At 50.8% G+C, this 23,964-nt stretch carries 23 protein-coding genes and 3 pseudogenes; 7 read left to right on the top strand and 19 right to left on the bottom strand.

From position 1 onward, the window contains the following. Position 1: 1 nt before the first annotated feature. The 4 genes and pseudogenes from GPJ68_RS19175 to GPJ68_RS19160 all read right to left on the bottom strand — a co-directional run bounded on the left by GPJ68_RS19175 (position 2) and on the right by GPJ68_RS19160 (position 3,010). Positions 2–1,728 (bottom strand): annotated as a pseudogene (locus GPJ68_RS19175) (ribonucleotide reductase N-terminal alpha domain-containing protein). After that, positions 1,701–2,111 carry a class Ib ribonucleoside-diphosphate reductase assembly flavoprotein NrdI gene (gene nrdI / locus GPJ68_RS19170; RefSeq protein WP_104651280.1) on the bottom strand — a complete coding sequence of 137 codons (411 nt, stop codon included), beginning with the start codon at positions 2,109–2,111 and terminating at the stop codon, positions 1,701–1,703. The pseudogene GPJ68_RS19175 and the gene nrdI overlap by 28 nt, the downstream one beginning before the upstream one ends. Further along, positions 2,108–2,353 carry a glutaredoxin-like protein NrdH gene (gene nrdH / locus GPJ68_RS19165; RefSeq protein ID WP_016157297.1) on the bottom strand — a complete coding sequence of 82 codons (246 nt, stop codon included), beginning with the start codon at positions 2,351–2,353 and terminating at the stop codon, positions 2,108–2,110. The genes nrdI and nrdH overlap by 4 nt, the downstream gene beginning before the upstream one ends. A gap of 225 nt (positions 2,354–2,578) precedes the next feature. After that, positions 2,579–3,010: a carboxymuconolactone decarboxylase family protein gene (locus tag GPJ68_RS19160; protein WP_016154147.1), complete on the bottom strand. Its 432-nt coding sequence runs from the start codon at positions 3,008–3,010 to the stop codon at positions 2,579–2,581. Between the two features lie 90 nt (positions 3,011–3,100). On the opposite strand from GPJ68_RS19160, the gene GPJ68_RS19155 reads away from it, so the two are divergent. Both GPJ68_RS19155 and GPJ68_RS19150 read left to right on the top strand, forming a co-directional pair. After that, positions 3,101–4,435: a PLP-dependent aminotransferase family protein gene (locus tag GPJ68_RS19155; RefSeq protein ID WP_049043316.1), complete on the top strand. Its 1,335-nt coding sequence runs from the start codon at positions 3,101–3,103 to the stop codon at positions 4,433–4,435. Between the two features lie 125 nt (positions 4,436–4,560). Next, positions 4,561–4,911: a DUF2002 family protein gene (locus GPJ68_RS19150; RefSeq protein WP_016154145.1), complete on the top strand. Its 351-nt coding sequence runs from the start codon at positions 4,561–4,563 to the stop codon at positions 4,909–4,911. A gap of 36 nt (positions 4,912–4,947) precedes the next feature. Here the strand turns inward: GPJ68_RS19150 and alaE are convergent, their stop codons facing one another. Next, complete coding sequence (gene alaE / locus GPJ68_RS19145; RefSeq protein WP_016154144.1) at positions 4,948–5,397, bottom strand: L-alanine exporter AlaE; 450 nt, start codon at positions 5,395–5,397, stop codon at positions 4,948–4,950. Between the two features lie 557 nt (positions 5,398–5,954). Between alaE and stpA the strand changes: the two genes are divergently transcribed. Then, a complete protein-coding gene (gene stpA / locus GPJ68_RS19140) occupies positions 5,955–6,356 on the top strand; it encodes a DNA-binding protein StpA (protein WP_019077523.1) in 402 nt (133 codons plus the stop codon). 36 nt (positions 6,357–6,392) lie between these two features. Here stpA and GPJ68_RS19135 read toward each other — a convergent pair whose 3' ends face one another. The 3 genes from GPJ68_RS19135 to GPJ68_RS19125 all read right to left on the bottom strand — a co-directional run bounded on the left by GPJ68_RS19135 (position 6,393) and on the right by GPJ68_RS19125 (position 7,489). After that, entirely contained in the window at positions 6,393–6,572 is a 180-nt protein-coding gene (locus GPJ68_RS19135) for a hypothetical protein (protein WP_049043318.1), read from the bottom strand. A gap of 80 nt (positions 6,573–6,652) precedes the next feature. After that, positions 6,653–7,180, bottom strand: coding sequence for a rhodanese family protein (locus tag GPJ68_RS19130; protein ID WP_049270949.1), 528 nt, complete (start codon positions 7,178–7,180; stop codon positions 6,653–6,655). Positions 7,181–7,189: 9 nt separating this feature from the next. Then, entirely contained in the window at positions 7,190–7,489 is a 300-nt protein-coding gene (locus tag GPJ68_RS19125) for a helix-turn-helix transcriptional regulator (protein WP_016154139.1), read from the bottom strand. A gap of 184 nt (positions 7,490–7,673) precedes the next feature. On the opposite strand from GPJ68_RS19125, the gene GPJ68_RS19120 reads away from it, so the two are divergent. After that, positions 7,674–7,832, top strand: a complete 159-nt coding sequence (locus GPJ68_RS19120) for a YqaE/Pmp3 family membrane protein (protein ID WP_049270951.1) — start codon at positions 7,674–7,676, stop codon at positions 7,830–7,832. Positions 7,833–7,928: 96 nt separating this feature from the next. Further along, positions 7,929–8,378 (top strand): peptidoglycan-binding protein LysM, encoded by a 450-nt coding sequence (gene lysM / locus GPJ68_RS19115; protein ID WP_016154138.1) that lies wholly within the window; start codon positions 7,929–7,931, stop codon positions 8,376–8,378. Positions 8,379–8,390: 12 nt separating this feature from the next. Here the strand turns inward: lysM and csiR are convergent, their stop codons facing one another. The 7 genes and pseudogenes from csiR to GPJ68_RS25260 all read right to left on the bottom strand — a co-directional run. Continuing rightward, positions 8,391–9,077, bottom strand: coding sequence for a DNA-binding transcriptional regulator CsiR (csiR, locus tag GPJ68_RS19110; RefSeq protein WP_049270954.1), 687 nt, complete (start codon positions 9,075–9,077; stop codon positions 8,391–8,393). Positions 9,078–9,122: 45 nt separating this feature from the next. Next, positions 9,123–10,523, bottom strand: a complete 1,401-nt coding sequence (gabP, locus tag GPJ68_RS19105) for a GABA permease (protein WP_049043321.1) — start codon at positions 10,521–10,523, stop codon at positions 9,123–9,125. A 146-nt stretch (positions 10,524–10,669) separates the two neighbouring features. Beyond that, positions 10,670–11,932 (bottom strand): 4-aminobutyrate--2-oxoglutarate transaminase, encoded by a 1,263-nt coding sequence (gabT, locus tag GPJ68_RS19100; protein ID WP_180836941.1) that lies wholly within the window; start codon positions 11,930–11,932, stop codon positions 10,670–10,672. Between the two features lie 45 nt (positions 11,933–11,977). Beyond that, positions 11,978–13,426 carry an NADP-dependent succinate-semialdehyde dehydrogenase gene (gabD, locus tag GPJ68_RS19095; RefSeq protein ID WP_016157290.1) on the bottom strand — a complete coding sequence of 483 codons (1,449 nt, stop codon included), beginning with the start codon at positions 13,424–13,426 and terminating at the stop codon, positions 11,978–11,980. Positions 13,427–13,449: 23 nt separating this feature from the next. Next, positions 13,450–14,718, bottom strand: a complete 1,269-nt coding sequence (gene lhgO / locus GPJ68_RS19090) for an L-2-hydroxyglutarate oxidase (RefSeq protein ID WP_016157289.1) — start codon at positions 14,716–14,718, stop codon at positions 13,450–13,452. A gap of 19 nt (positions 14,719–14,737) precedes the next feature. After that, positions 14,738–15,715: a glutarate dioxygenase GlaH gene (gene glaH, locus GPJ68_RS19085; protein WP_104651282.1), complete on the bottom strand. Its 978-nt coding sequence runs from the start codon at positions 15,713–15,715 to the stop codon at positions 14,738–14,740. A 241-nt stretch (positions 15,716–15,956) separates the two neighbouring features. Beyond that, positions 15,957–16,163 (bottom strand): annotated as a pseudogene (locus tag GPJ68_RS25260) (MgtC/SapB family protein); the annotation flags it as partial. Between the two features lie 98 nt (positions 16,164–16,261). Here GPJ68_RS25260 and GPJ68_RS19080 point away from each other — a divergent pair. Further along, on the top strand, positions 16,262–17,470 hold the full coding sequence (locus tag GPJ68_RS19080) for an IS4-like element ISVsa5 family transposase (RefSeq protein ID WP_001352368.1): 1,209 nt from the start codon (positions 16,262–16,264) through the stop codon (positions 17,468–17,470). Between the two features lie 4 nt (positions 17,471–17,474). Here the strand turns inward: GPJ68_RS19080 and GPJ68_RS19075 are convergent. The 4 genes and pseudogenes from GPJ68_RS19075 to GPJ68_RS19060 all read right to left on the bottom strand — a co-directional run. Then, a pseudogene (locus GPJ68_RS19075) lies at positions 17,475–18,008 on the bottom strand (MgtC/SapB family protein); the annotation flags it as partial. 31 nt (positions 18,009–18,039) lie between these two features. Beyond that, complete coding sequence (locus tag GPJ68_RS19070) at positions 18,040–19,275, bottom strand: MFS transporter (RefSeq protein WP_016157287.1); 1,236 nt, start codon at positions 19,273–19,275, stop codon at positions 18,040–18,042. A 50-nt stretch (positions 19,276–19,325) separates the two neighbouring features. Then, positions 19,326–20,534: an IS4-like element ISVsa5 family transposase gene (locus GPJ68_RS19065; RefSeq protein ID WP_001339197.1), complete on the bottom strand. Its 1,209-nt coding sequence runs from the start codon at positions 20,532–20,534 to the stop codon at positions 19,326–19,328. Positions 20,535–20,603: 69 nt separating this feature from the next. Beyond that, the gene (locus GPJ68_RS19060) at positions 20,604–21,449 is read right to left on the bottom strand and encodes an MBL fold metallo-hydrolase (RefSeq protein WP_180836939.1); all 846 of its coding nucleotides are present in this window, start codon (positions 21,447–21,449) and stop codon (positions 20,604–20,606) included. Between the two features lie 336 nt (positions 21,450–21,785). Here GPJ68_RS19060 and GPJ68_RS19055 point away from each other — a divergent pair, with 336 nt between their 5' ends. Then, positions 21,786–23,960 carry an extracellular solute-binding protein gene (locus tag GPJ68_RS19055; RefSeq protein ID WP_016157285.1) on the top strand — a complete coding sequence of 725 codons (2,175 nt, stop codon included), beginning with the start codon at positions 21,786–21,788 and terminating at the stop codon, positions 23,958–23,960. Positions 23,961–23,964: the final 4 nt, after the last annotated feature.

The raw sequence follows: 23,964 nt of genomic DNA, 5'->3' as shown, positions 1-23,964 counted from the left end.
CTTACAGCGCGCATGACACGCAACCTTCGATTTCGGTTCCTTCCAGCGCCAACTGGCGTAGTCGGATGTAATACAGCGATTTGATGCCCTTACGCCAGGCGTAAATCTGCGCTTTGTTGATATCGCGAGTGGTGGCGGTATCGGGGAAAAAGAGCGTCAGTGAAAGCCCCTGATCGACATGCCGCGTTGCTTCAGCGTAGGTATCAATGATTTTTTGTGGACCAATCTCGTAGGCGTCCTGATACAAGGCCAGATTCTCATTGGTCATAAACGGGGCAGGGTAGTAAACGCGCCCGGTTTTGCCCTCTTTGCGAATCTCCACTTTTGACACGATCGGGTGAATGCTTGATGTCGCATGGTTGATGTAGGAGATAGAACCCGTTGGCGGAACCGCTTGTAAATTCTGGTTATAAATGCCGTAGCGCATGACATCTTCACGCAGCTGCGACCACATTTCGCGCGTTGGCAGCATAATGCCGCTGGTGGCAAACAGTGTGCGAACCTTGGCGGTTTTTGGCTGCCAGTCGCCCTGCAGATACTGGTTAAAATACTCACCGCTGGCGTAGCGGGACTGTCTGAATCCGGCAAAGGTTTTGCCGCGCTCGCGGGCGAGCTTCATCGACGTATTCAGCGCATGCCAGGTGATGGTGTAGAAATAGAGATTGGTGAAATCCAGCCCTTCAGGTGAACCGTAGGCGATACCTTCCCGTGCCAGATACCCGTGCAGGTTCATCTGCCCAAGACCGATGGCGTGCGATGCGCTGTTCCCGGCCTCAATTGAGGGTACGCTGCGGATATGGCTCATGTCCGAAACGGCCGTTAAACCGCGAACCGCCGTTTCCACGGTGCGCCCAAAGTCTGGCGAATCCATGGTATGAGCAATATTCAACGAGCCGAGGTTGCAGGAGATATCGTGCCCTGTTTGTGCGTAATATCCGGATGATGCGCGTGCAGATACACTGCGCCCGCACCCTGACGCGCCCCTAATTGATTCGCATAAGAAAACGCATCCTCCAGCATTTTCATTACCGGGATCACCCCAGAGGACTGGTTCTCAATGCGCTTAATGGGCGCACCCGCCTCACGCAGGTTAGAGAGCAAAAATGCCACGCCGCCGCCGCGTTTGGAGAGTTGCAGCGCCGAGTTGACCGCCCGTCCAATTGACTCCATGTTGTCTTCAATGCGTAACAGGAAGCAGGAAACCAGCTCGCCGCGTTGCTGTTTACCGCAGTTTAAAAAGGTTGGCGTGGCGGGTTGAAAACGCCCGGAGAGCATTTCATCGGTCAGTTGCAGAGCGAGCGCTTCATCGCCCTGCGCCAGCGTGAGCGCCACCATCGTTACGCGATCCTCAAAGTCTTCGAGATAGCGCTTCCCGTCGAACGTTTTCAGCGTATAGCTGGTGTAGAACTTCCATGCGCCGAGGAACGTCTGGAAACGGAATCCGCTGGCGTGGGCGTGGGCGAATAGCTTCAGCACAAACGCGCGATCGTAGCGGGCTAACACGCTGGCATCGTAATAGCCTTCATCCACCAACGTGTCCAGACGCGCCTGCTGGCTGGCAAACGCCACCGAGTTGGGGCGGACGTGGGCGGTAAAGAACGCCTCCACCGCCTGATGGTCTTTGTCGAACTGAATGCGCCCGGCCTTATCGTACAGATTCAGCATGGCGTTCAGGGCGTGATAATCCAGCGTCTGCTGTATTACACCTTCTGCGGTTGTCGTTGCCAAAATTCGCTCACTCCTTTTTGCACGTTGTCGATATCGCTTTGGGTGCCCATCAGCTCAAAGCGATAGAGCCACGGCACGCCGCATTTTTGTGAGATGACATCACCCGCGCGACCGTAGGCGCCCCCGAAATTGCGATTGCCGGAGGCGATCACTCCACGGATTAACGCCCGGTTGTGCGTATCGTTTAAAAAGCGGATCACCTGTCTCGGGACCGCGCCAGCTGTACCGCCGCCACCGTAGGAGGGCACGATTAAAATGTAAGGTTCGTCTACCCGGATCCGCTCGCGTTCGTTAAGCGGAATGCGGATGGCAGGCAGCCCCAGACGCTGCATGAAGCGGTGCGTATTTTCGGAGCTGCTGGAGAAGTAGACGAGCTGACTCATGCGCTGGCCACTTGAGGAGCCGGGCGCAGACGGTTGATCATGTCCGGGCGAAATCCTGACCAACTGGTTTCCCCTGCGACCACGACCGGTAACTGACGAAAGCCTTGATCGCGCAGGCGATCCGCCATATCAGGGTGTAAATCGACGTTTACCATCTCAAAGTCAAACCCGCGGCTTTCCATCGCCCGCTTAGTGGCGTGGCACTGAACACAGTTGTTACGAGTGTAAATAACAATGCGCATGATTCGTATTTCCATCTAAAAGTAAAAGAATGACGCGATAGAGGGCGTCAGGTTGTGTGTGTCTTGATAGAGGAGATACTAGATGTAGTTTTAAAAAGATTCAACCATACAAGATATGGTAATTTTAGATTGATGAGGGCATGGGTGATGAGCGTGACGGAGGAAGTGATAGAAACTATGGCAGGTTGCCGGATGGCGTTTATGTCGCCATCCGGCAGCGCAGAATCACATGCGCATCCCTACCGCCAGACGGTTAAAGCAGTTCATCAGGCTAATAGCAAACGTCAGATCGCTAATCTCTTTCGCGCTAAAATGGTCGAGCAGCGGCAGATAAACGTCATCTTCGGCATGGGTGCTGGCTATATGGGTGACGGATTCGGCCCACGCCAGCGCCGCACGCTCCTGCTCGCTGAAGTGATGACTCACCCGCCAGCCTGCCAGCGCGTCCAGTTTGGCCTGCGCAACACCGGATTTGCGCAGCGCCTTACTGTGCATTTCCAGGCAAAAGGCGCAGCCGTTGATTTGCGAGACTCGCAGGTAAATCAGTTCCGTCAGCGTAGGTTCCAGCGCGCAGTTTTCCAGCGCTTTGCTGGCCTGAACCAAAGCGTTATAGATTTCAGGACTGAGTTCATAATAGGGCTGGCGTAACATTGTCATGGTATTTCTCCTCGTTTGGATGACCCGCAATGTAGCACTATAATGGACTGCTACAGAGAGCCATATTGTTGCCAAAAAAGCAGACCATAAATGCCACGCTATCAGCAAATCGCCCGTCAGTTAAAAAACGCCATTGAGAAAGGTGAACTAAAGCCAGGCACAAGATTGCCCTCCAGTCGGACCTGGGCCCAGGAGCTGGGGGTATCACGTTCGACGGTGGAAAATGCCTATGCAGATCTGGTGGCGCAGGGCTGGCTCACGCGGCGCGGGCAGGCAGGAACATTTGTCAGTGAGCAACTGCGACCGGAAAACGCACCTGTGTCTCCCGCCATCTTCGCCGGAGAAAACCCCAGGCCGCAGCCTTTTCAGATGGGATTACCCGCACTCGATCTCTTCCCGCGGGACGTCTGGGCGCGGGTGATGGGGCGGCGTTTACGCACCCAAACGCGTTTTGACCTGGCCGTGGGCGATGTTTGCGGCGAACGGGTTTTACGTCAGGCGATTGTCGATTACCTGCGCGTCTCACGCAGTATTGAGTGCCAGCCGGAGCAGATTTTTATTACTTCAGGCTACGCGGCATCAATGACGTTAATCCTGCGCGCTCTGTCTCAACCTGGTGAGGGGATGTGGGTCGAAGATCCTGGCTTTCCGTTGATTCACCCCGTGGTGGCTCAGGAGCGCATTGAGCTGATGCCGGTGGCAGTTGATGCCGATGGCCTGGATGTCTGCGCTGGGATCCGTGACTACCCGCAGGCGCGTTTTGTGCTGCTCACACCCGCACACCAAAGTCCGCTGGGCGTCGCCCTGTCATTAGACCGTCGCCACCAACTGCTTGAATGGGCGACTCGGGCGCAGGCGTGGATCATTGAAGATGATTACGACAGTGAATTTCGCTACCACGGCAAACCGTTGCCGCCGCTAAAAAGTCTGGATGCGCCCCAGCGGGTGATTTATGCCGGAACGTTCAGCAAATCGATGTTTCCGGCTTTGCGCACGGCATGGCTGGTGGTACCCCTGACTCAGGTCGAACATTTTCGTCAGCAGGCGGCGCTAACGGCCTGTAGCGTTCCGGTTTTATGGCAGCAAACGCTGGCGGATTTTATGCAAGATGGCCACTTCTGGCGGCACTTAAAACGTATGCGCCAGAATTATGCCCTGCGACGTCAATGGATGGAAAACGCGCTGAGCGAACAAGGATTTAACGTCATTCCTCAGGAAGGAGGGATTCAGCTGGTGATAACTGTCGACGGAGATGATGTTGCGCTAGTGCGCAAAGCGAATCAGGCCGGGCTGGCGGTTCAGGCGTTAAGTCGCTGGCGAATAACTTCAGCAGGAAAGGGGGGAATATTGCTGTCGTTTACCAACATCAGCTCGGTGGAAATGGCGCAGCAGGCGGCGTATCAACTGCGGATGTCGCTGACATAATTCTGCGCGGTTCTTAAGATATTCCTCCCACCATCGCCACTCGTTTATGGACTTTTCTGAAAGCGTTGCTAATGCTGAATCAGGTAAGGTAAGCCCGCAGTAAAAAAGATAACGAGGAAAAATATATGTATTTACGACCTGATGAGGTGGCGCGCGTACTTGAAAAAGTGGGCTTTACCGTCGATGTAGTGACGCAAAAAACGTACGGCTATCGTCGTGGCGAAAATTATGTGTACGTTAACCGTGAAGCACGTATGGGACGTACCGCATTAGTTATCCATCCCACGCTAAAAGAGCGCAGCTCTTCGCTGGCGGAACCTGCGACGGATATTAAAACCTGCGATCACTACCAGCAATTCCCGCTATATTTAGCCGGAGAGACTCACGAACATTATGGTATTCCGCACGGCTTCAGTTCGCGAATTGCGCTTGAGCGTTATCTGAGTGGGTTGTTTGGCGACGTTAGTTCAAACTAATAATGCGACTGGCAGGGCCAGTCGCGAAGAGATCTGTCAGGCTTTAGCCTGGTGATAGCTGCTGACCTTAAACAGGCGGCGGCAATAATCAAGAAAGTAGCCATAGACCGCGCCCATCAGCATTGATACCACGATGTTCGAACTTACTGCAGCCGTAATCTGGTGCCAGTCTGCGCCAACCGTCAATAGAATAATCACATACACTGGTGACTGGAAGGTGACATAAGCCAGCACGTCCGCCAGGTTTTTCCCCCATCCTGCTTGCGTGGCTTTACGCGCCGCGCGCATAAACAAATCGCGATACATGCCGTATGGCCACGCGATCAGGATGTTGACGGGGATAGCCACCAGTCTGGAGTACAGAGACTGTTCAAAGCTCATTCCTGAAAGGAATATTTCGATCAACATGTTCACGACAGAACAATAAACAACCATCGCGAACGTGTCTGCTACTGCATGACGCAAGCGTGACTGCGGAGAGAACATGTTAATGCTCCTTGTAAAAAGGGAAAAAAAGGTTTTGAATACCTTCTTGCTAGTGATTTGTCTTGCTGCTTTCGCGTTTGAATAGGATATCTGCCTGGATAATAACTAGCAACTAGCTTAAAATTTTTATTTATTACCTTTTTGTCGATAAAATGCTCTGTAATGGTTTGTTTTTTGTTCGTTTTGGTATTTTCGTTGCTGATTTAATTAAAGGCATTTTAGATCAATGGGTTATGGAAATTTGTTTTTCTGAATTTTTTGCGCTCCTTTTCTCAATGTTGACTAATGTGCAATATGTATACGCACCGGCTCCGCGCGATGTTGTGGCCTGTTTCTCGACTGATACCCTGAGACTCCTTGCAGGTATATTTATAGCGACTAGCAGAGGAATAGAATATATCGCATAGGCGATGTCAAAATGGATGCTATAAATACACGAATTAGCTTTTTTGATTAGTAATATGCGAATAAATTAGACTGGAAATATAATAAGCAGTTGCATACAATATTTAGGGTAATACCGTTTTTATGTTTTACGTTAAAGAGGTTTTGTTAATATGAGTTCAATGTTAAAAAACTTAAATAATATCCGCTCGCTGCGTGCAATGGCTCGTGAATTTTCCGTTGATGTGCTGGAAGATATGCTTGAAAAATTCAGGGTAGTGACCAAAGAACGCCGCGATGAAGAAGAACAACTACAGCGCCAACGTGCAGAACAGCAGGAAAAAATTAATACTTTGCTGGCGCTGATGCAGGCAGACGGGATCAATCCGGAAGAGCTACTGAGCATGACGCCTGCGACGGCACGTTCAGTTAAAAAACGTCAGCCGCGCCCGGCGAAATATCGTTTTACCGATCTCAATGGTGAAACAAAAACATGGACCGGACAGGGTCGCACACCGAAGCCAATTGCCCAGGCACTGGCTGCCGGTAAATCTCTTGATGACTTTTTGATCTGATTATTAATGCGGTGAGGGCGACCTCACCGCTTATTTTCAGCAAACGCCAAAATCACCCTCTTCGGTATATCGCGTCACGTCAGCTGCTTTTAGCGTGAATTTTTCGCCGCTTTCATTACTGGCGTGTACCGCCACAATGTGATCGCCATTGACTTCGACAACTTTCAGTTTAGGTCCACCCATGCGTGGTTGAATCAGATCGCCAGGTTTAAACATATTGCTCTCCTTTATTTATCGCAGAACTCACCATAGATCACGTCAATCAGCGGGTACAGCGCAGTTTCAATGATTACCGCTTAATGAGTACGTCGGTTCCAGGGCATGATATCCAGCAATCGCGCCATGCCGCAAAAGCCGGTCACGCCAGCGAGTATTAGCCCGGCGCCCACAAAACCGCTCAGCAGGAAGAAGGCGCTGCTAACGGTGTAGCCCAGAATGACGCCGAGTAAGGCAAGGCTGCCGGCGGCTATCTGCACCTGGCGCATCAGCGGTAACGGTTGTGAACGATCTTTTGCCACCGGAAAACCTGCGGCTTTCCAGCCGTCAATGCCACCTTCCAACAACCAGACCTGCGCAGGCGCGGCAATAGCGTTCAGTTTTGTCGCCGCGTTTTGTGTACGTTTGCCTGACTGGCAGTGAAAAATCACCTGCCCGGCGCGTAAATTTGCAGGCAGCGATCCCTGCTCTAGCGTAGGTAATGGCGCCAGATGCGCCCCCGGAATATGCTCGTACAGATACTCGTCAGCATCGCGGATATCAATCAGTTTTGCGCCTTGTGCGACCAGCGTCTGCGCCTCGCGCGGGGAAATCGTCCCAATGGTCATGATGGCTCCTTATGGGCAATACAGTGTTTTTAATGTGGCGATCAGTGAATTCACGGCCGCATTTTTGATGGAGTACAGGATGCGCTGGGCATCGCGTTGGCTGTCTATCAGGCCTTCTTCACGCATACGCGCCAGATGTTGCGAAGTGGCGGAAGGACTCAGGCCGGTAACACGGGCTAATTCGCCCGCGCTGGTACCGGGTGAGCCGCAGAGCATGCACAAAATCAGCAACCTTTTCGGGTTACTCATCGCTTTTAGCAGGGCGGCAGCCTGCTCAGCGCTGGCCTGGAGTTGTTCAAGTTCAGTCATATGTATTTAAGCATGTTCTAAATTAAGCTTATTCTAAAATAAACGGTCAACGTACGCCAGCGTAAAGAGCGTAAAGGAGGGTAAAACAGCAGGGGAAGGCTGGCAGAGTTAGGTACACTGACTATGCTTAGAGATAAAATCTCTTTTTAAACAATGAGTAACTTTTTGCTTGTATGGAGTGTGTATGGGTTTCTGGAGAATCGTTTTTACTATTATTCTGCCCCCGCTTGGCGTGCTGCTGGGGAAGGGGTTCGGCTGGGCATTTATCCTCAATATTGTTCTGACGCTGCTGGGCTACATCCCGGGTCTGATCCACGCCTTCTGGATACAAACGCGTAGCTAATTACCCTTCTACTACGGCGCTCTGGCGCCGTTTTCTTTGCGCTCCTTTCTCCTCTGCTACACTTCCTGGTGTTGATTGTTAACTACCGAGGTGGATATGGGACTCTTTAATTTTGTAAAAGATGCGGGTGAAAAACTGTGGGATGCGGTTACTGGCAACCATGACACTGCCGATCTGGCAAAAAAGGTACAGGAACACCTGAACAAAACGGGCATCCCGGATGCGGATAAAGTGAACGTCCAAATTAACGAAGGTAAAGCCACCGTTTCTGGCGATGGATTAAGTCAGGAAGCGAAAGAAAAAATCCTGATTGCGATTGGTAATATCTCTGGTATTGCCAGCGTCGACGATCAGGTAAAAACTTCTGCGCCGGCGAGTGAAAGCCAGTTTTATACCGTAAAATCAGGAGATACCCTGAGCGCTATTGCCAAACAGGTATACGGTAACGCCAACCTGTATAACCAGATATTTGAAGCGAATAAACCGATGCTGAAAAGCCCGGATAAAATTTATCCAGGGCAGGTTTTGCGTATTCCAGAACAATAAGAAAGTTCAGGCTTATTGCGTCAGCAATTTGCCGGACATCGCTTGTTGAATAATCGGAATGGGCGTCAGCAGGTGCTGGCGCATTAATTCGCTGGCACGTGCAGCATCGCGTGCCAGAATTGCTTCGGTCAGCGTTTGGTGCTGATCGTGTTTATCTTCCAACATCTCCACCGACAGCACCGTTTTTCGCAGCCAGATAAACCGGTAGCGCGCCGCCAAATCGAATAGCCGTTCGCGCATTTGCAGCAGATACTGTGAACCGCAGCCAGCGACAATTGCCGAGTGAAAAGCCTGATGGCGCTGATCCCACTCGTCGAGCATCTGTTCACTGGCGTCAACGGCTTCAAGCTTGCCGAGCATATGCGCCCGCGCCAGAATTTCAGCTTCCCAGGCGTCGTCGCCGCGTTCAATGGCCAGCGCGACCAGCATGGCTTCCATATTGGCGCGGGCATCGAAAATATCGAGCAACTCCTGTTCGGACATTGGGGCGACACGATACCCTTTCTGATTGACCACCGTGACCAGCCGCTCGGCAACCAACTGCGAAAGCGCTTCGCGTAGCGGTCCCACGCCAAGCTCATAGCGTGAGGTCAGCAGGCTCATACGCAGTTTTTCATCAGGCTGATACACACCGCGGATGATGTCGTTTTTCAGCCAGCGGTATCCATCAATGGCCGTCGGTTGGGGAATGGCGGTCATGGTCTTACTCCTGAACGGTTTTCCCGGCTTGTGCCGGGAAAAGGTTTAATGCGTATTTTGCAACGGTGCTTTTTGCCACGATAGCAGTTTTTTCCAGCGTGACATAATAGGCACGGTGCAAATAATTCCTATGGCTAACAACCCGGTAGAGATAACTTCCAGTTGTTGAGCTGGGCGAAAGAGCATCACCACCAGCACAGAGATAATAAAGGCGATTACCAGCCAGGTAAGCCACGGATAGAGCCACATTTTCAGTTTAATTTCACCGCCTCGCGCCAGCAGGATTTTGCGCATCCGCAGTTGGGAAATTGCAATCACCAGATAAACCAGCAGGGCGATGGCGCCGGAGCTGTCGATCAGGAATTTGAACACCTTGGCCGGGGCGTAATAGTTGACCACCACGGTGAGGAACGCGGCACCCGTAGACAGCAACACCGCCACATAAGGCGTTTTACTCCGGTTCGTTTTACCCATAAAGGCGGGAGCATCGCCACGACGGCTCAGGGAGTAAAGCATACGCGAGGACGTATACAGCGCGGAGTTCAGACAACTGGTTACCGACAGCAATATGACACAGTCCATGATCAGCTTCGCGTGTGGGATATGCAGTAACTCCAGCACCGAGCGATAAGAGCCCACCTCTTTCAGTCCCGGCATGTTCCACGGAATCAGCGCGACGACCACGAAAATAGAGCACAGATAGAAGATGGAGATACGCCAGATAACCGAGTTGGTGGCGCGGACGATGTGCTTATCCGGGGTGTCGGACTCGGCGGCGGCGATGGTAACAATCTCTGCGCCCATAAAGGAGAACATGGTGATTAGCATCGCGCTGATCACCGCGCCAAAACCGTTGGGCATGAAGCCGCCCTGATCCCACAGGCGCGAAACTCCGCTGACCTCGGCATAGGGGTAGAAACCGCTAATCGCCACCGCGCCGAGAGTGATAAACGCCAGAATGGCAATCACTTTGCACAGCGCCAGCCAGAACTCGAACTCACCGTAATTTTTGACGCTCAGCAAATTACTGCCGGTTAATGCCAACGTGATAACCAGAGAAAACAGCCAGATAGGAATGCCTGGAACCCAGGAGTGCAGAATGATGGCGGCGATATTCGCTTCCAGCGGGATAACCAACACCCAGAACCACCAGTACAGCCAGCCGATGGTATAACCCGCCCACGGCCCGATGGCCTTATCGGCGTAGGTGGAAAAGGAACCGGTATCCGGGGTGGCAACGGCCATTTCGGCCAGCATGCGCATAATCATCACCACCAGCAATCCGGCGAACAGATAGGCCAGTAATACTGCGGGACCGGCTTCTGCAATCGCCACGCTTGAACCCACAAACAAACTTGCGCCGATAACCCCGGCAATAGACAGCATGGTGACGTGGCGTGATTTCAGCCCGCCCCCTAAATCATGTGATTGTGACACTTGCCCCATCTTTTAAACCTCTCGAAAGTATTTCACTTGGGAGAGCACCCCGGCATTCCCGCGCCGGGGCACGCGTATTTATTGTTATTGACCCTGTCTGCCGGCTCCGCCTTATCCGGCCTGAGGATTGCGTTTTTTATTGGTCGAATGCGGTGTTAACCCTGCTTCGCTTCGGCAAAACACTGAGCGATAATGTCCAGCCCCTGGCGGATTTGGGCATCTTCAATGGTCAGTGGGACAAGAATGCGCAGTACGTTGTAGTAAGGTCCGCAGGAGAGCAGGATCAGCCCTTTATCGCGCGCACGCGCGACGATTTCCGCGGTCAGTTTGGCGTCTGGTTTCGTGTGATCGCCGTCTTCAAACAGTTCGATTGCGATCATCGCTCCCAGCCCGCGTACATCGCCAATCTCGCGGTGGGTTTCCGCGATAGCCAGCAGGCCTTCGCGCAGGGTTTGCCCCAGGTCGTTGGCTTTTTGCAGCAGATTTTCCTGTTCGAAAATATTCAGTACCGCCAGTGCGGCGGCACAGGCAATCGGGTTACCGGCATAGGTACCGCCCAGACCGCCCGGTGGGATTGCGTCCATGACTTCGGCGCGCCCGGTCACTCCCGCCAGCGGGAAGCCACCGGCGATAGATTTGGCGAAGGTGGTGAGATCGGGCGCAACGCCCATCTGCTCCATAGCGAACAGCGTACCGGTACGGCCCGCGCCGCTCTGTACTTCATCGGCAATCAGCATGATGCCGTGCTCGTCACAAATGGCGCGCAGACGTTGCATAAAAGCAGGAGAGGCGGCGTAAAAACCACCTTCGCCCTGGACGGGCTCAATCACGATGGCGGCAACGTCTTCCGGAGCGGCATCATTTTTGAAGATACGGTGAATGCTGGCGATAGCATCGTCTTCACTGATGCCGTGCAGCGGGCAAGGATAAAGCGCACGGTACACGTGGCCCGGCATCAGTCCCATTCCTGCAGAGTACGGGTTTACTTTCCCGGTCAGCGACAGGGTGTAGTGGGTTCGACCGTGGTAAGCGCCGCTGAAGGCGATAGTGCCGGTTCGTTTGGTGGCGGCGCGGGCGATTTTCACCGCGTTTTCCACCGCTTCCGAGCCGGTTGTCACCAGCAGGGTTTTTTTGGCGAAATCGCCCGGCACTTTCTTATTCATGATTTCGCACAGCTCCAGGTACGGCTCATAGGCCAGCACCTGGAAACAGGTATGGGACAGCTTTTTCAACTGTGCTTCTACCGCAGAGACGATCTGCGGGTGCAGGTGGCCGGTGTTCAGCACCGCAATACCGCCAGCAAAATCGAGGAATTCACGGCCTTCAACGTCCCAGACTCGACAGTTTTCTGCACGCTCGGCAAAAATAGGGTGGATTTGTCCTACGCCACGGGGAACGGCGTTGCTGCGACGTTGCATAAGTTCTTTGTGTGCTCATCAGGTGTTCTCCAGTATTTATTTTTATTAAAGGCCGATGCACATATATTTGATTTCTAAGTAGTCTTCGATGCCGTATTTCGATCCTTCACGGCCAAGACCGGAGGCTTTGATTCCCCCAAACGGGGCGACTTCGTTGGAGATAATGCCGGTGTTAATCCCGACAATGCCGTATTCCAGCGCTTCGCCAACGCGAAAGACGCGGCTCAAATCACGGGCGTAGAAATAGGCGGCCAGACCAAACTCAGTGTCATTAGCCTGAGCGATGACGTCAGCCTCGTCCTTAAACCGGAACAGCGGAGCCAGCGGGCCGAACGTCTCTTCTTTGGCGACCTTCGCGTTGTCAGGCACATCCACCAAAATGGTGGGCTGGAAGAAGTTGCCGCCGAGTGCGTGAGGTTTGCCACCCGCGATAATGCGCGCGCCTTTATCCAGAGCATCGGCGATGTGTTCCTGCACTTTGGCTACCGCTTTCTCGTCGATCAGCGGCCCGGTGGTGACGTCAGGCTGCAGACCATCACCGAGGTGCAGTTTGCTCACTGCCTGCTGGAGTTTTTCGGCAAAACGCTCATACACGCCGTCCTGCACGTACAGGCGGTTGGCGCAGACACAGGTTTGGCCAGCGTTACGGAACTTTGATGCCAGTGCGCCTTCCACGGCTTTATCAAGATCGGCATCGTCAAAGACGATAAACGGCGCATTGCCGCCCAGCTCCAGCGACACTTTTTTGATGTCTTTGGCGCACTGCTGCATTAACTGACGGCCAATTTCGGTTGAGCCGGTAAATGACAGCTTGCGTACCAGCGGGTTGCCAGTCAGCTCGTTGCCGACCGCGCTCGCTGAACCGGTCACCACACTGAAAACGCCTGCCGGGATCCCGGCGCGATTGGCAAGCTCTGCCAGCGCCAGTGCGGAGTAGGGGGTCTGGCTGGCCGGTTTAAGCACCATTGTGCAACCAGCCGCCAGCGCCGGACCGGCTTTGCGGGTAATCATCGCCGCGGGGAAGTTCCACGGCGTAATCGCGGCGGTAACGCCGATCGGCTGTTTGATGACGATTAGGCGTTTGTCGGCCTGGTGGCCGGGGATCGTATCGCCATAGATACGTTTGCCCTCTTCGGCAAACCACTCAATAAAGGAAGCGGCATAGGTGATTTCACCTTTGGCTTCTGCCAGCGGTTTACCCTGTTCCAGGGTCATCAGACGGGCGAGATCGTCCTGATGCTCAATCATCAGGTTGAACCAGCGGCGCAGGATGTTGGCCCGCTCTTTGGCGGTCAGCGCACGCCAGGCGGGCAGGGCGCGGTTAGCGGCGTTAATTGCTTCGCGGGTTTCATCCGCCCCCATTTTCGGTACGCTACCTAATTGCTGACCGTTGGCGGGGTTGGTCACCGCGATGGTCTCGCCGCTGTTGGCGTCACGCCAGTTGCCGTCGATCAGTGCCTGCTGGCGAAATAAGGTTGGATCGTTAAGTTGCATAATTGCGTCCTGTCTAAATCGTTTTAACGGGTGAATGCGGCGTGTAATGTTTCCACGCTACGTGCCGCACGCAGCGTGCGTCCGGGATTACTCTGGTTCTCCAGCAGCGCATGAACTTTGCTGACAATATGCGCGCCGATAGGGATCGCTGACGTTGCTGCCGGAGAAGGCGCGTTACAGGTGTGAATTGAGCGTGGCGTGGTGACAAACAGGAAATCGTCGATTAGCTTGCCGTCCGGCGACACAGCCTGTGCCCGCACGCCTGCAGGCCAGGGCTGCAGATCCTTGAGCGTCAGACTCGGGCAGTACTTTTGTACCAGCCGCAGATAACCGCTTTTGCACAGCGAATTCTTCATTTCGCCAAGCCCTGAGCGCAGGTTGTTTTGCAGCACGCGACGAATGCCGGAAGAGCTGAGGATCTCCAGCGTATCGCTGAGCGAGAAGTCGCGTTTACGGTAGCCTTCACGTTTAAATGCCAGTACCGCGTTGGGGCCCACGGTGACGCTGCCGTCAATCATCCGGGTCAGATGAACGCCGAGAAACGGCATCGCCGGGTCGGGGATGGGGTAGATCAGATGGTTGACTATCTGGTTATGTTCTGACGCCAGACGGAAATATTCGCCACGGAACGGACAGATGATAAAGCCGGGTTCAACGCCGAGCATTTTCACTAGTCGGTCCGCCATCAGGCCAGAGCAGCTAATCAGCGTCGCTCCCTCAAATTCCTGACCCTGGCGGGTATGTACGACAACGCCCGCAGCGTGCTCTTTTAGCGCGCTGACCTCAGCGTTGTAGATAATCTCACCGCCTTTGGCCTGAAATATCTTCGCCATCGCGGCGGTGACTTCGCGGTAGCTGACGATCCCACTCGACGGAACAAAAATACCGCCCAGCCCGGTGATGTTGGGTTCACGCTCGCGAAGCTCCTGCGCATTCAGCCATTCGCGCTCAAGGCCGTTAGCGGCGGTGCGATCCCACAGCGCGCGCATGCGCTCCATTTCCAGTTCGGAGGTGGCAACCAGCATTTTTCCGCAGACGTCGTAGCGGATGCCGTTTTGGTCGCAAAAGGCTTTTGTGGCGCGATTTCCGGCCAGGCAAAACTGCGCCTTCAGGCTGCCGGGGGTGTAATAGACCCCGGCATGAATTACGCCGCTGTTGTGGCCCGTCTGATGACAGGCCGGGCCGGACTCTTTTTCCAGCAGCGCGATTCTGGCGTCCGGATAGACATCAATCAGCTGCATGGCGGTCGACATGCCGATAATGCCGCCGCCAATAATCACAAAATCATACATCCGCTTTATTCCTTCGCGCTTACTGATGGGTCTGGTAGTGGTTTGTCGCGTAAGCGAAATAACCACGCTGGCGCATCAGTTCGCGGCGCAGGTCAGGATGCGAGGTGAAGCGATCGCGACCGTGCAACCAGAACAGGTTGTTGATTAGCAGGAATTTACCGACTGAAACCGGAACGGAAATAATGGCCTTGCTGGTTTCCAACGCATCGGACAAATCGCTCAGCCAGACGCCTTCTTCATAATCTTTAGGCTGGACGAACTGGTCGATGTAGCGCATCACCGGGCGGCCCTGCTGGTCAACGTCAAACACCGGATGGAACACTTCCTGGCTGACGTTTTTGCTTGGCGGTGCGGCAAAGCGCATGGCGCGACGCGCCAGCGGGTGGGTAAAGTACTGATCCAGATGTTCCCAGTCGTCGAGGTGCAGCAGCAGCGAGTTACCGCCGGTTATGTTCTGCTCGTCAATCTTCATCATCAGCACATAGTCGGTGATTTCTTCGAGGTAGGTTCCGTCGTTATGCAGCTCCATTACACGGTGCGGCTGGCGCAGATAGCTGTCTGAGTTATCAACGTTTTTCACCACAAAACGGGCATAGTATTGACCGCTCATCGCATCAAAATTGGAGCGCCCGATAAGATGCGCTACCGCCGTCGCCAGCTTGACCATCTCTTCAGCCTGTGCCACATCATCTACGCCAACAGCGTTGATCAGCAGTGCGCCTTCGGCACGATCGAGCAACGTTTTCAGCAGCAAAGGCTGCAACTGATTGCCGCACAGGTCGTCGAGGATCTTGCCCACTTTGAAGCGCAGGAAGGATTTGTATTCCAGTGCCTGCACCGGCCACTGCGCTACGGCTTTCAGAAATTGCTCAGTGGTTTCAGCGGAAAAAGTCAGCTCCAGCAGGCGTGGGGACTGGGCTGATGGTTTCAACGTGAAACCGCTGTAGTGCTGGGCTGGATCATCAGCGTTCGGTTTTACGGCAGTCAGTGCGTTCATCAAATCGTTCCTCTCAGTAGATTGTCAGGGAGATATGGCGCAGCTCGTTTCGTAGCCATAAATTAAAAATATCTACATTTTTGAAAAACGCGCACAGAATTGGCTTGTTTGTTTATTATTTGTGATCAAAAACAACAATTATTTAACATTGTAAAAAGTAAGTATTTAGAGGCTGGATGGATACTGAGTGGCTATTTCAGGGGCGAACCCCCCCTGATTTTAAAGAAGAATATAAGGTGTATTAATGTTCAAGTGCGATGGCGCAGACGTGTTCAACATGAGTCAGATCGTGGTATAAGTCGGGCAAGGTCATCTTTTTACGTATTACGATTTTGAGATTAACCTCAATTTTGCCCTTCTTGATATCCCTGATCGTGATGTTTTCAATAATGTTTTTCTGTTGATGAATGCGGGTTATCAGATTTTCGAGAGCGTCGCGCTGATGAATCCCCTAATGATTTTTATCAAAATCATTAAGTTAAGGTAGATACACATCTTGTCATATGATCAAATGGTTTCGCCAAAAATCAATAATCAGACAACAAAATGTGCGAACTCGATATTTTACACGACTCTCTTTACCAATTCTGCCCCGAATTACACTTAAAACGACTCAACAGCTTAACGTTGGCTTGCCACGCCTTACTTGACTGTAAAACTCTCACTCTTACCGAACTTGGCCGTAACCTGCCAACCAAAGCGAGAACAAAACATAACATCAAACGAATCGACCGATTGTTAGGTAATCGTCACCTCCACAAAGAGCGACTCGCTGTATACCGTTGGCATGCTAGCTTTATCTGTTCGGGCAATACGATGCCCATTGTACTTGTTGACTGGTCTGATATCCGTGAGCAAAAACGGCTTATGGTATTGCGAGCTTCAGTCGCACTACACGGTCGTTCTGTTACTCTTTATGAGAAAGCGTTCCCGCTTTCAGAGCAATGTTCAAAGAAAGCTCATGACCAATTTCTAGCCGACCTTGCGAGCATTCTACCGAGTAACACCACACCGCTCATTGTCAGTGATGCTGGCTTTAAAGTGCCATGGTATAAATCCGTTGAGAAGCTGGGTTGGTACTGGTTAAGTCGAGTAAGAGGAAAAGTACAATATGCAGACCTAGGAGCGGAAAACTGGAAACCTATCAGCAACTTACATGATATGTCATCTAGTCACTCAAAGACTTTAGGCTATAAGAGGCTGACTAAAAGCAATCCAATCTCATGCCAAATTCTATTGTATAAATCTCGCTCTAAAGGCCGAAAAAATCAGCGCTCGACACGGACTCATTGTCACCACCCGTCACCTAAAATCTACTCAGCGTCGGCAAAGGAGCCATGGATTCTAGCAACTAACTTACCTGTTGAAATTCGAACACCCAAACAACTTGTTAATATCTATTCGAAGCGAATGCAGATTGAAGAAACCTTCCGAGACTTGAAAAGTCCTGCCTACGGACTAGGCCTACGCCATAGCCGAACGAGCAGCTCAGAGCGTTTTGATATCATGCTGCTAATCGCCCTGATGCTTCAACTAACATGTTGGCTTGCGGGCGTTCATGCTCAGAAACAAGGTTGGGACAAGCACTTCCAGGCTAACACAGTCAGAAATCGAAACGTACTCTCAACAGTTCGCTTAGGCATGGAAGTTTTGCGGCATTCTGGCTACACAATAACAAGGGAAGACTCACTCGTGGCTGCAACCCTGCTTACTCAAAATCTATTCACACATGGTTACGTTTTGGGGAAATTATGAGGGGATCTCTCAGAGCGTCGCGTTGATCAAGAATAACCCGCACTTTTACTTTTCCGGGAAACTGGTTTCTGGTCTGTAAGAAAATAATGAATGGGCTTAGTTTGATGGCGAGTAAAAATAAAGCCGTGGCAAAAAAAGCATGAAAATAAAAACCGGCTCCACAGGTGATTCCCACCCCTGCAGATGCCCAGACAATTGCTGCAGTAGTAAGACCAGAGATAGCATCGTCATGTCGGTGCAGAATGACTCCCGCACCGAGAAAACCAACGCCGCTGATAATCTGGGCCGCCAGGCGCATAGGATCGCTACGGATATTCATCGAAATTTCAGCATAGTATTCAGCAGATTGTATTGATACGACAGTTAACACGCAGCTGGCTACGGATAAAATAACGCAGGTTTTGAAGCCGACCGGTTTCCCTTTCGATTCCCTTTCCAGGCCAATAATGCCACCCAGAATAAATGCAATGCTGATTTTGATGATCGTAGTTAAAGGCAACAATCCTTGCTCATTGATGATGGCGGCCAGATTATTCATGCAATTACCTTAATGAGAGAGTCTTTAACGATCAGGAGTTTGCTTTTTTCAATGTGAGGTCCGTTTTGCGTTTGGAAATATCGTCCCGGAAGAAAATCAGGAAGAATACGCTGACCACTGCGGCAACGCCTGCTGAAACTAGCCAGAATGTTTCCCATTGTGGTAACGACTCTGGACCTTGTTCCGTCACGGTGTTATTAAAGATTTGCCCGCATACGGTAGAAGCAAATAGCAGACCAACGCCGTTGGAGACGATAAATCGTAAGCTTTGGGCTTGTGCTTTGATCTCTGGCGCGGCTTTACGGTCAACATAAATGTCGCCCACGGTAAAGAAAAAGTCCCAGCAGAATCCTTGTAACATCAGGCCGATCAGCACAAACATCATGTTGGCATCCAGCGAAGCATTAGCAAATAATAGTGTGCGGATAATCCAGCAAACGGCGCCTAACATTAGAGTTATTTTGAAGCCAGCTTTCAGTAAGAAGAATGACAGCAGGAACATGAAAATGACTTCACAGGCGATGCCAACCTGCATCATTGAAGCGGCGTTATCGAATCCAAGCGCTTTTAAAAAGACCGGGATATAGGCGGAATAAGCCGTTTTGGGGATCATCAGGACAAAAATACTGAGCATCAAAACTGAGAAACTACGGTCTTTGAAGAGCGCCAGAGCGTCCAGACATAACAGATCGCGAAGCGTAAACACGCTTCCTTTTGCTTTCGGTGGGGTGTTTGGCAACGTAAAACAGTACAGGCCGAGAACGACACCTGAGGCCGACGCAATATACCAGGTGATGGTATTTCCAGAATAACCCATTTCACCAATGATAAAGCCGATGACCATAAAGCCAAATGTGCCGAATACACGAATAAATGGGAAGTATTTTACCCCGTTAATGTGGCTGAAACTGATACTGTTAGCCAGCGCAGTTGTAGGATAAAACAGCAGACCAACCAGGAAAATCATGGTCAACGTCATACCTGTGTTGTGTGCCTCAATAAATTGTGGAACAAACAACAGTACACCAGCATTAATTAAATGCAGGATCGCCATGACTTTTTGTGACGAAAAGAAGCGGTCGGCGACCATGCCAATAAATAGCGGGGAAAGAATAGTCGCCAGGCCAAGCAAGGCATAGGATGAGCCAATAATTGTCGCCATACCATAGGTGCTCAATACCAGCCCCATGGTCATATTCCAGGCACCCTGCATGAAATATTGTATGAACATCATAATCAACAGGCGTGGTGTTTTATTAAGGTCCATATTGCATATCCTTATTGGTTGATGCTCAGGTTAAGCCCTGAGAGATCCCCTCATAATTTCCCCAAAGCGTAACCATGTGTGAATAAATTTTGAGCTAGTAGGGTTGCAGCCACGAGTAAGTCTTCCCTTGTTATTGTGTAGCCAGAATGCCGCAAAACTTCCATGCCTAAGCGAACTGTTGAGAGTACGTTTCGATTTCTGACTGTGTTAGCCTGGAAGTGCTTGTCCCAACCTTGTTTCTGAGCATGAACGCCCGCAAGCCAACATGTTAGTTGAAGCATCAGGGCGATTAGCAGCATGATATCAAAACGCTCTGAGCTGCTCGTTCGGCTATGGCGTAGGCCTAGTCCGTAGGCAGGACTTTTCAAGTCTCGGAAGGTTTCTTCAATCTGCATTCGCTTCGAATAGATATTAACAAGTTGTTTGGGTGTTCGAATTTCAACAGGTAAGTTAGTTGCTAGAACCCATGGCTCCTTTGCCGACGCTGAGTAGATTTTAGGTGACGGGTGGTGACAATGAGTCCGTGTCGAGCGCTGATTTTTTCGGCCTTTAGAGCGAGATTTATACAATAGAATTTGGCATGAGATTGGATTGCTTTTAGTCAGCCTCTTATAGCCTAAAGTCTTTGAGTGACTAGATGACATATCATGTAAGTTGCTGATAGGTTTCCAGTTTTCCGCTCCTAGGTCTGCATATTGTACTTTTCCTCTTACTCGACTTAACCAGTACCAACCCAGCTTCTCAACGGATTTATACCATGGCACTTTAAAGCCAGCATCACTGACAATGAGCGGTGTGGTGTTACTCGGTAGAATGCTCGCAAGGTCGGCTAGAAATTGGTCATGAGCTTTCTTTGAACATTGCTCTGAAAGCGGGAACGCTTTCTCATAAAGAGTAACAGAACGACCGTGTAGTGCGACTGAAGCTCGCAATACCATAAGTCGTTTTTGCTCACGAATATCAGACCAGTCAACAAGTACAATGGGCATCGTATTGCCCGAACAGATAAAGCTAGCATGCCAACGGTATACAGCGAGTCGCTCTTTGTGGAGGTGACGATTACCTAACAATCGGTCGATTCGTTTGATGTTATGTTTTGTTCTCGCTTTGGTTGGCAGGTTACGGCCAAGTTCGGTAAGAGTGAGAGTTTTACAGTCAAGTAATGCGTGGCAAGCCAACGTTAAGCTGTTGAGTCGTTTTAAGTGTAATTCGGGGCAGAATTGGTAAAGAGAGTCGTGTAAAATATCGAGTTCGCACATCTTGTTGTCTGATTATTGATTTTTCGCGAAACCATTTGATCATATGACAAGATGTGTATCCACCTTAACTTAATGATTTTTACCAAAATCATTAGGGGATTCATCAGGGTTAAGCCCGTCCCAGGCGACAAGAATGTTTTCTTTGTCGCATGCCGCAATGAGATCGTCGTGCAGCAGACCTCCGCTGTGTGAAATATGCGAGACGATAAGTTGGCTATTTTTCTCAAGGCAACCCAGTTCCGCAAGCCTGTCTCTGGCGGCGAAGACTGTTTCCAGACTCATGTGGTTATTAGTACGATTATCACCATTAAAACCGTAGGTGCATTCCAGGACAGCCAGATCGATTTTTTTCCCTTTCAACCACTGCCATGTGAGCTCAGGAAACCAGCCTGAATCATGTCCGTAGAAAATGGACTGACCTTCCTTTTCGATAAACCAGGTATAACAAAGCTCCCACTTGGCATGGTTAGCCAGTAGTGGAGTGATGCGGTATCCGCGAGTTTCAACGGTCACGAAGGGAACCAGACAATGAAAAGCAAATCTTTCAGCGCTGTAGCCCGGTAACACTTGGGCGGCACCGTTAATTGCACGGTCATTACCAAAAATGTGCAACGGATGAGTAATCTCAAATCCGTACCCTTCCATCCGGCTAAAAAGATCGCCGACGTTGAAATGATCGGGGTGAGTATGTGTGAACAATAGCGATCTGATCTCTGTTGCATCCAGGCCATCTCGCAGCAGTTGCTGGCTGAATTCAGGCGCGACGTCAATGAGCAGTTCATCGTCGATAATGGCTGAAGAGTGTGTGCGTAAGTCTTTGCCTTTACGAATGCGGGCTTGCTGGCAGTGCTCACAACGGCAAAAAGGATTGGGGATCCCTTCAGATGCAGCGGTTCCCAGAAAATGAATCTTCATGTTTCCCTCTTAATGACAAATGTGATTGTTGTTTTTTTAAGCGCTAATGTAATGAAACGTAATTGGAACGTGTCAATTATGATTCCGGCGTTTTATATGAACAATGATCTTTTGCTTTAGAAGTGATCCTCTTCAAATATTATAAAATTTATATATGTATTTCATCGTGTTAAGAATTTAATGTCATGAGTTTTGTCTATGAATAGCGTCAGGCTTTTATTTTGACATGCTTATAAAATGCACTTTTTAGTTTTGTAACGTTCAAATTCATGTGCTGGAGATAGTTTCCTGATGAGTGCCGTGCTAGCATCAAAGCATCAGGGGAAGGATGTAAAAATGCCAACTATCAAAGACATAGCAAGAATTGCCGGTGTGTCGCATGGGACTGTTTCGAATGTGCTCAATGGCAGAGGGAATGTAAGCGTCGAGAAAATTGAAGCGGTTCAACGTGCAGCCCGAGAAGTTGGCTATCAGTTGAATGCGCAGGCGCAATCGTTGAGAGCCAGCAAAAGTCAGGGAGTGGCATTGATTCTGCCCGACATCAATGCCGAGCAGTATTTTCAACTCTATCGGGGATTGCATCAGGTCTGGCAGCCTTCATTAAGCGAACCGATTGACCTTTACCTGACCAATGATCTGCCCAATCTTGAGCTGGAGATCCTGCAAACGCTGGCGGCAAAGTCTTACCAGGCCATTGTCTCAGTCAGTTGCCTGAATGACAGTCAGCCCTATTACGACTTGCTCAGACTCTCTCCGGAGAATGTTCTGTTTGCCTATCGCCAGCCTGTCGGCGCAGTTTGTTATTTTAGCCTTGATTATGTGACTGCAGGCGAAGAAATAGCGAGAAGGGCGCTGGCACAGCAGCCGGGCCATATTGGCGTTTTCTGTGAACGTCTGGAATTTTCCCACAGCGCGCGCTTCACTCAAGCGATACAGGAAACCTGCCGGGAATTAAGTCCGCTTACAAAGCTGACGATTTTACCTGCACATGCCAGTGAAGCTAACACCGTCGCTTTTGACTTTTTTCGTGGGGCAATTCCCGATCTGTTTATTGTCCAGGACTCTGAGAGAACGCGAGCACTAACGCAAGCAGCCTGGTTTGGTAGCTCCCAGTCCTGCCCGCCGATATTGCAACTGAGTGATAATCTTCCTGCATCTTTCGACGGGATCACAAGCTACCAGATGGATTATGGTCGTTTGGGGACAACTATTGCCTCCAGTATTCGCCAGCCCAAAAGTAAAGAAAAGCATCGTATTCTGACGAATTGCGGTTTTTCCTGGAATGGTCAGTACGTGCCGCCGCCTGAGAAAGAGGCGACGCTGAATATGTTAATTTTACCGAGTCCTTCGACTGATGCGTTGAAGAAACTATTACCCCACTTTTATCGCCAGACCGGTATTAAGGTAAATCTTGCGGTTTATCCCTATGATGAAGTTTTTGAAATTCTCTCCCATCTTCATCTACATCCTTATTACGATTTACTGCGAATCGATATGGCGTGTTTTCCCTGGTTTGCAGAGAAAGCACTATTACCGCTGGAGTCCGTCTCTTCTGAGCTTCCGTTACTGCTGGAACACTTCTCTGAGCAAATTCAACAGCACTTCAGCATAGTAAATGGGACGGCATGGGCAATACCTTTTGATGCCAGTATGCAGCTTCTGTTTTATCGACGAGATCTGTTTGAAGATGCGACGATTAAACGGATGTTTTATGAAGCAACGGGAAAAGAGTTAACGCTTCCAGAGAGCTTTGCGCAATTTGATGAGATAGCGGCTTTCTTTAGTCAATTACATCAGCCAGAAAATAAACAGCGCCCGATGGGAACGGCGGTGACGCTAGGAAGCTCAGGGCTTATCGCTACTGAGTATCTGCTGCGTTACTACGCGCTCGGTGGGCGTTTGGTGCGTGAAGGCGAGCCGGTACAACTCGAGCCTTCACTTGCCACTGCTGCACTCGAACAATATCTACAACAACTTTCTATCGCCGTGAACCTGCCCGGAGAGTGGTGGAGTGACGCGGTAAAACAGTTTGAGCGTGGAAATCTTGCCATGCTGATCATGTATCTCAATTTGTTTAACGATGTGGCGCACACCGCCATAGCTCCCACAATTGGCTATGCGCCCGTTCCGGGGCAACTACCACAATTGGGTGGCGGCTCCATCGGAATGTCCCGCTACAGTAAAAAGAAAAAACAGGTTGAGCAGTTCTTTCATTGGCTCTATTCCGATGAAATTGCCCGGCATCTGGTTCTGCTGGGAGGGAATAGCGCCTGGTCTGGAATATGTCACGACCAAAACGTTCTCAATCTCTACCCGTGGTTTAATTTATTGAATGAAAAAGGTATGACGGGAATAAGGGAGTCTGAGGGAAGTAAAGGTGAACCTTTCAACCTGCGCCAGGCAGAGATTATTATCGGGCAAGGTGTGACGAATGCGATTAACGGCATTATGGATGTCATCCAGGCCGTGGAATATATCAATGCGCGAATAAGAAACGAAACGGGTGCCTGAAAAT

It is taken from the genome of Citrobacter sp. 172116965, from assembly GCF_013458095.1.
Lineage (GTDB): Bacteria > Pseudomonadota > Gammaproteobacteria > Enterobacterales > Enterobacteriaceae > Citrobacter > Citrobacter braakii.
Note: the sequence above shows the minus strand (reverse complement) of the source record. Positions and strands in the feature narration are given on the sequence as shown.

Coding starts and splice junctions, on each gene's coding strand:
- GPJ68_RS19135 (WP_049043318.1), bottom strand. CDS start 6,572: ATGTTTAAACCTGGCGATCTGATTCAACCACGCATGGGTGGACCTAAA.
- GPJ68_RS19060 (WP_180836939.1), bottom strand. CDS start 21,449: ATGAAGATTCATTTTCTGGGAACCGCTGCATCTGAAGGGATCCCCAAT.
- GPJ68_RS19120 (WP_049270951.1), top strand. CDS start 7,674: ATGGGTTTCTGGAGAATCGTTTTTACTATTATTCTGCCCCCGCTTGGC.
- nrdH (WP_016157297.1), bottom strand. CDS start 2,353: ATGCGCATTGTTATTTACACTCGTAACAACTGTGTTCAGTGCCACGCC.
- GPJ68_RS19130 (WP_049270949.1), bottom strand. CDS start 7,180: ATGACCATTGGGACGATTTCCCCGCGCGAGGCGCAGACGCTGGTCGCA.
- stpA (WP_019077523.1), top strand. CDS start 5,955: ATGAGTTCAATGTTAAAAAACTTAAATAATATCCGCTCGCTGCGTGCA.
- glaH (WP_104651282.1), bottom strand. CDS start 15,715: ATGAACGCACTGACTGCCGTAAAACCGAACGCTGATGATCCAGCCCAG.
- csiR (WP_049270954.1), bottom strand. CDS start 9,077: ATGACCGCCATTCCCCAACCGACGGCCATTGATGGATACCGCTGGCTG.
- lysM (WP_016154138.1), top strand. CDS start 7,929: ATGGGACTCTTTAATTTTGTAAAAGATGCGGGTGAAAAACTGTGGGAT.
- gabD (WP_016157290.1), bottom strand. CDS start 13,426: ATGCAACTTAACGATCCAACCTTATTTCGCCAGCAGGCACTGATCGAC.
- GPJ68_RS19125 (WP_016154139.1), bottom strand. CDS start 7,489: ATGACTGAACTTGAACAACTCCAGGCCAGCGCTGAGCAGGCTGCCGCC.
- GPJ68_RS19150 (WP_016154145.1), top strand. CDS start 4,561: ATGTATTTACGACCTGATGAGGTGGCGCGCGTACTTGAAAAAGTGGGC.
- GPJ68_RS19070 (WP_016157287.1), bottom strand. CDS start 19,275: ATGGACCTTAATAAAACACCACGCCTGTTGATTATGATGTTCATACAA.
- gabT (WP_180836941.1), bottom strand. CDS start 11,932: ATGCAACGTCGCAGCAACGCCGTTCCCCGTGGCGTAGGACAAATCCAC.
- nrdI (WP_104651280.1), bottom strand. CDS start 2,111: ATGAGTCAGCTCGTCTACTTCTCCAGCAGCTCCGAAAATACGCACCGC.
- alaE (WP_016154144.1), bottom strand. CDS start 5,397: ATGTTCTCTCCGCAGTCACGCTTGCGTCATGCAGTAGCAGACACGTTC.
- gabP (WP_049043321.1), bottom strand. CDS start 10,523: ATGGGGCAAGTGTCACAATCACATGATTTAGGGGGCGGGCTGAAATCA.
- GPJ68_RS19080 (WP_001352368.1), top strand. CDS start 16,262: ATGTGCGAACTCGATATTTTACACGACTCTCTTTACCAATTCTGCCCC.
- lhgO (WP_016157289.1), bottom strand. CDS start 14,718: ATGTATGATTTTGTGATTATTGGCGGCGGCATTATCGGCATGTCGACC.
- GPJ68_RS19055 (WP_016157285.1), top strand. CDS start 21,786: ATGCCAACTATCAAAGACATAGCAAGAATTGCCGGTGTGTCGCATGGG.
- GPJ68_RS19160 (WP_016154147.1), bottom strand. CDS start 3,010: ATGACAATGTTACGCCAGCCCTATTATGAACTCAGTCCTGAAATCTAT.
- GPJ68_RS19065 (WP_001339197.1), bottom strand. CDS start 20,534: ATGTGCGAACTCGATATTTTACACGACTCTCTTTACCAATTCTGCCCC.
- GPJ68_RS19155 (WP_049043316.1), top strand. CDS start 3,101: ATGCCACGCTATCAGCAAATCGCCCGTCAGTTAAAAAACGCCATTGAG.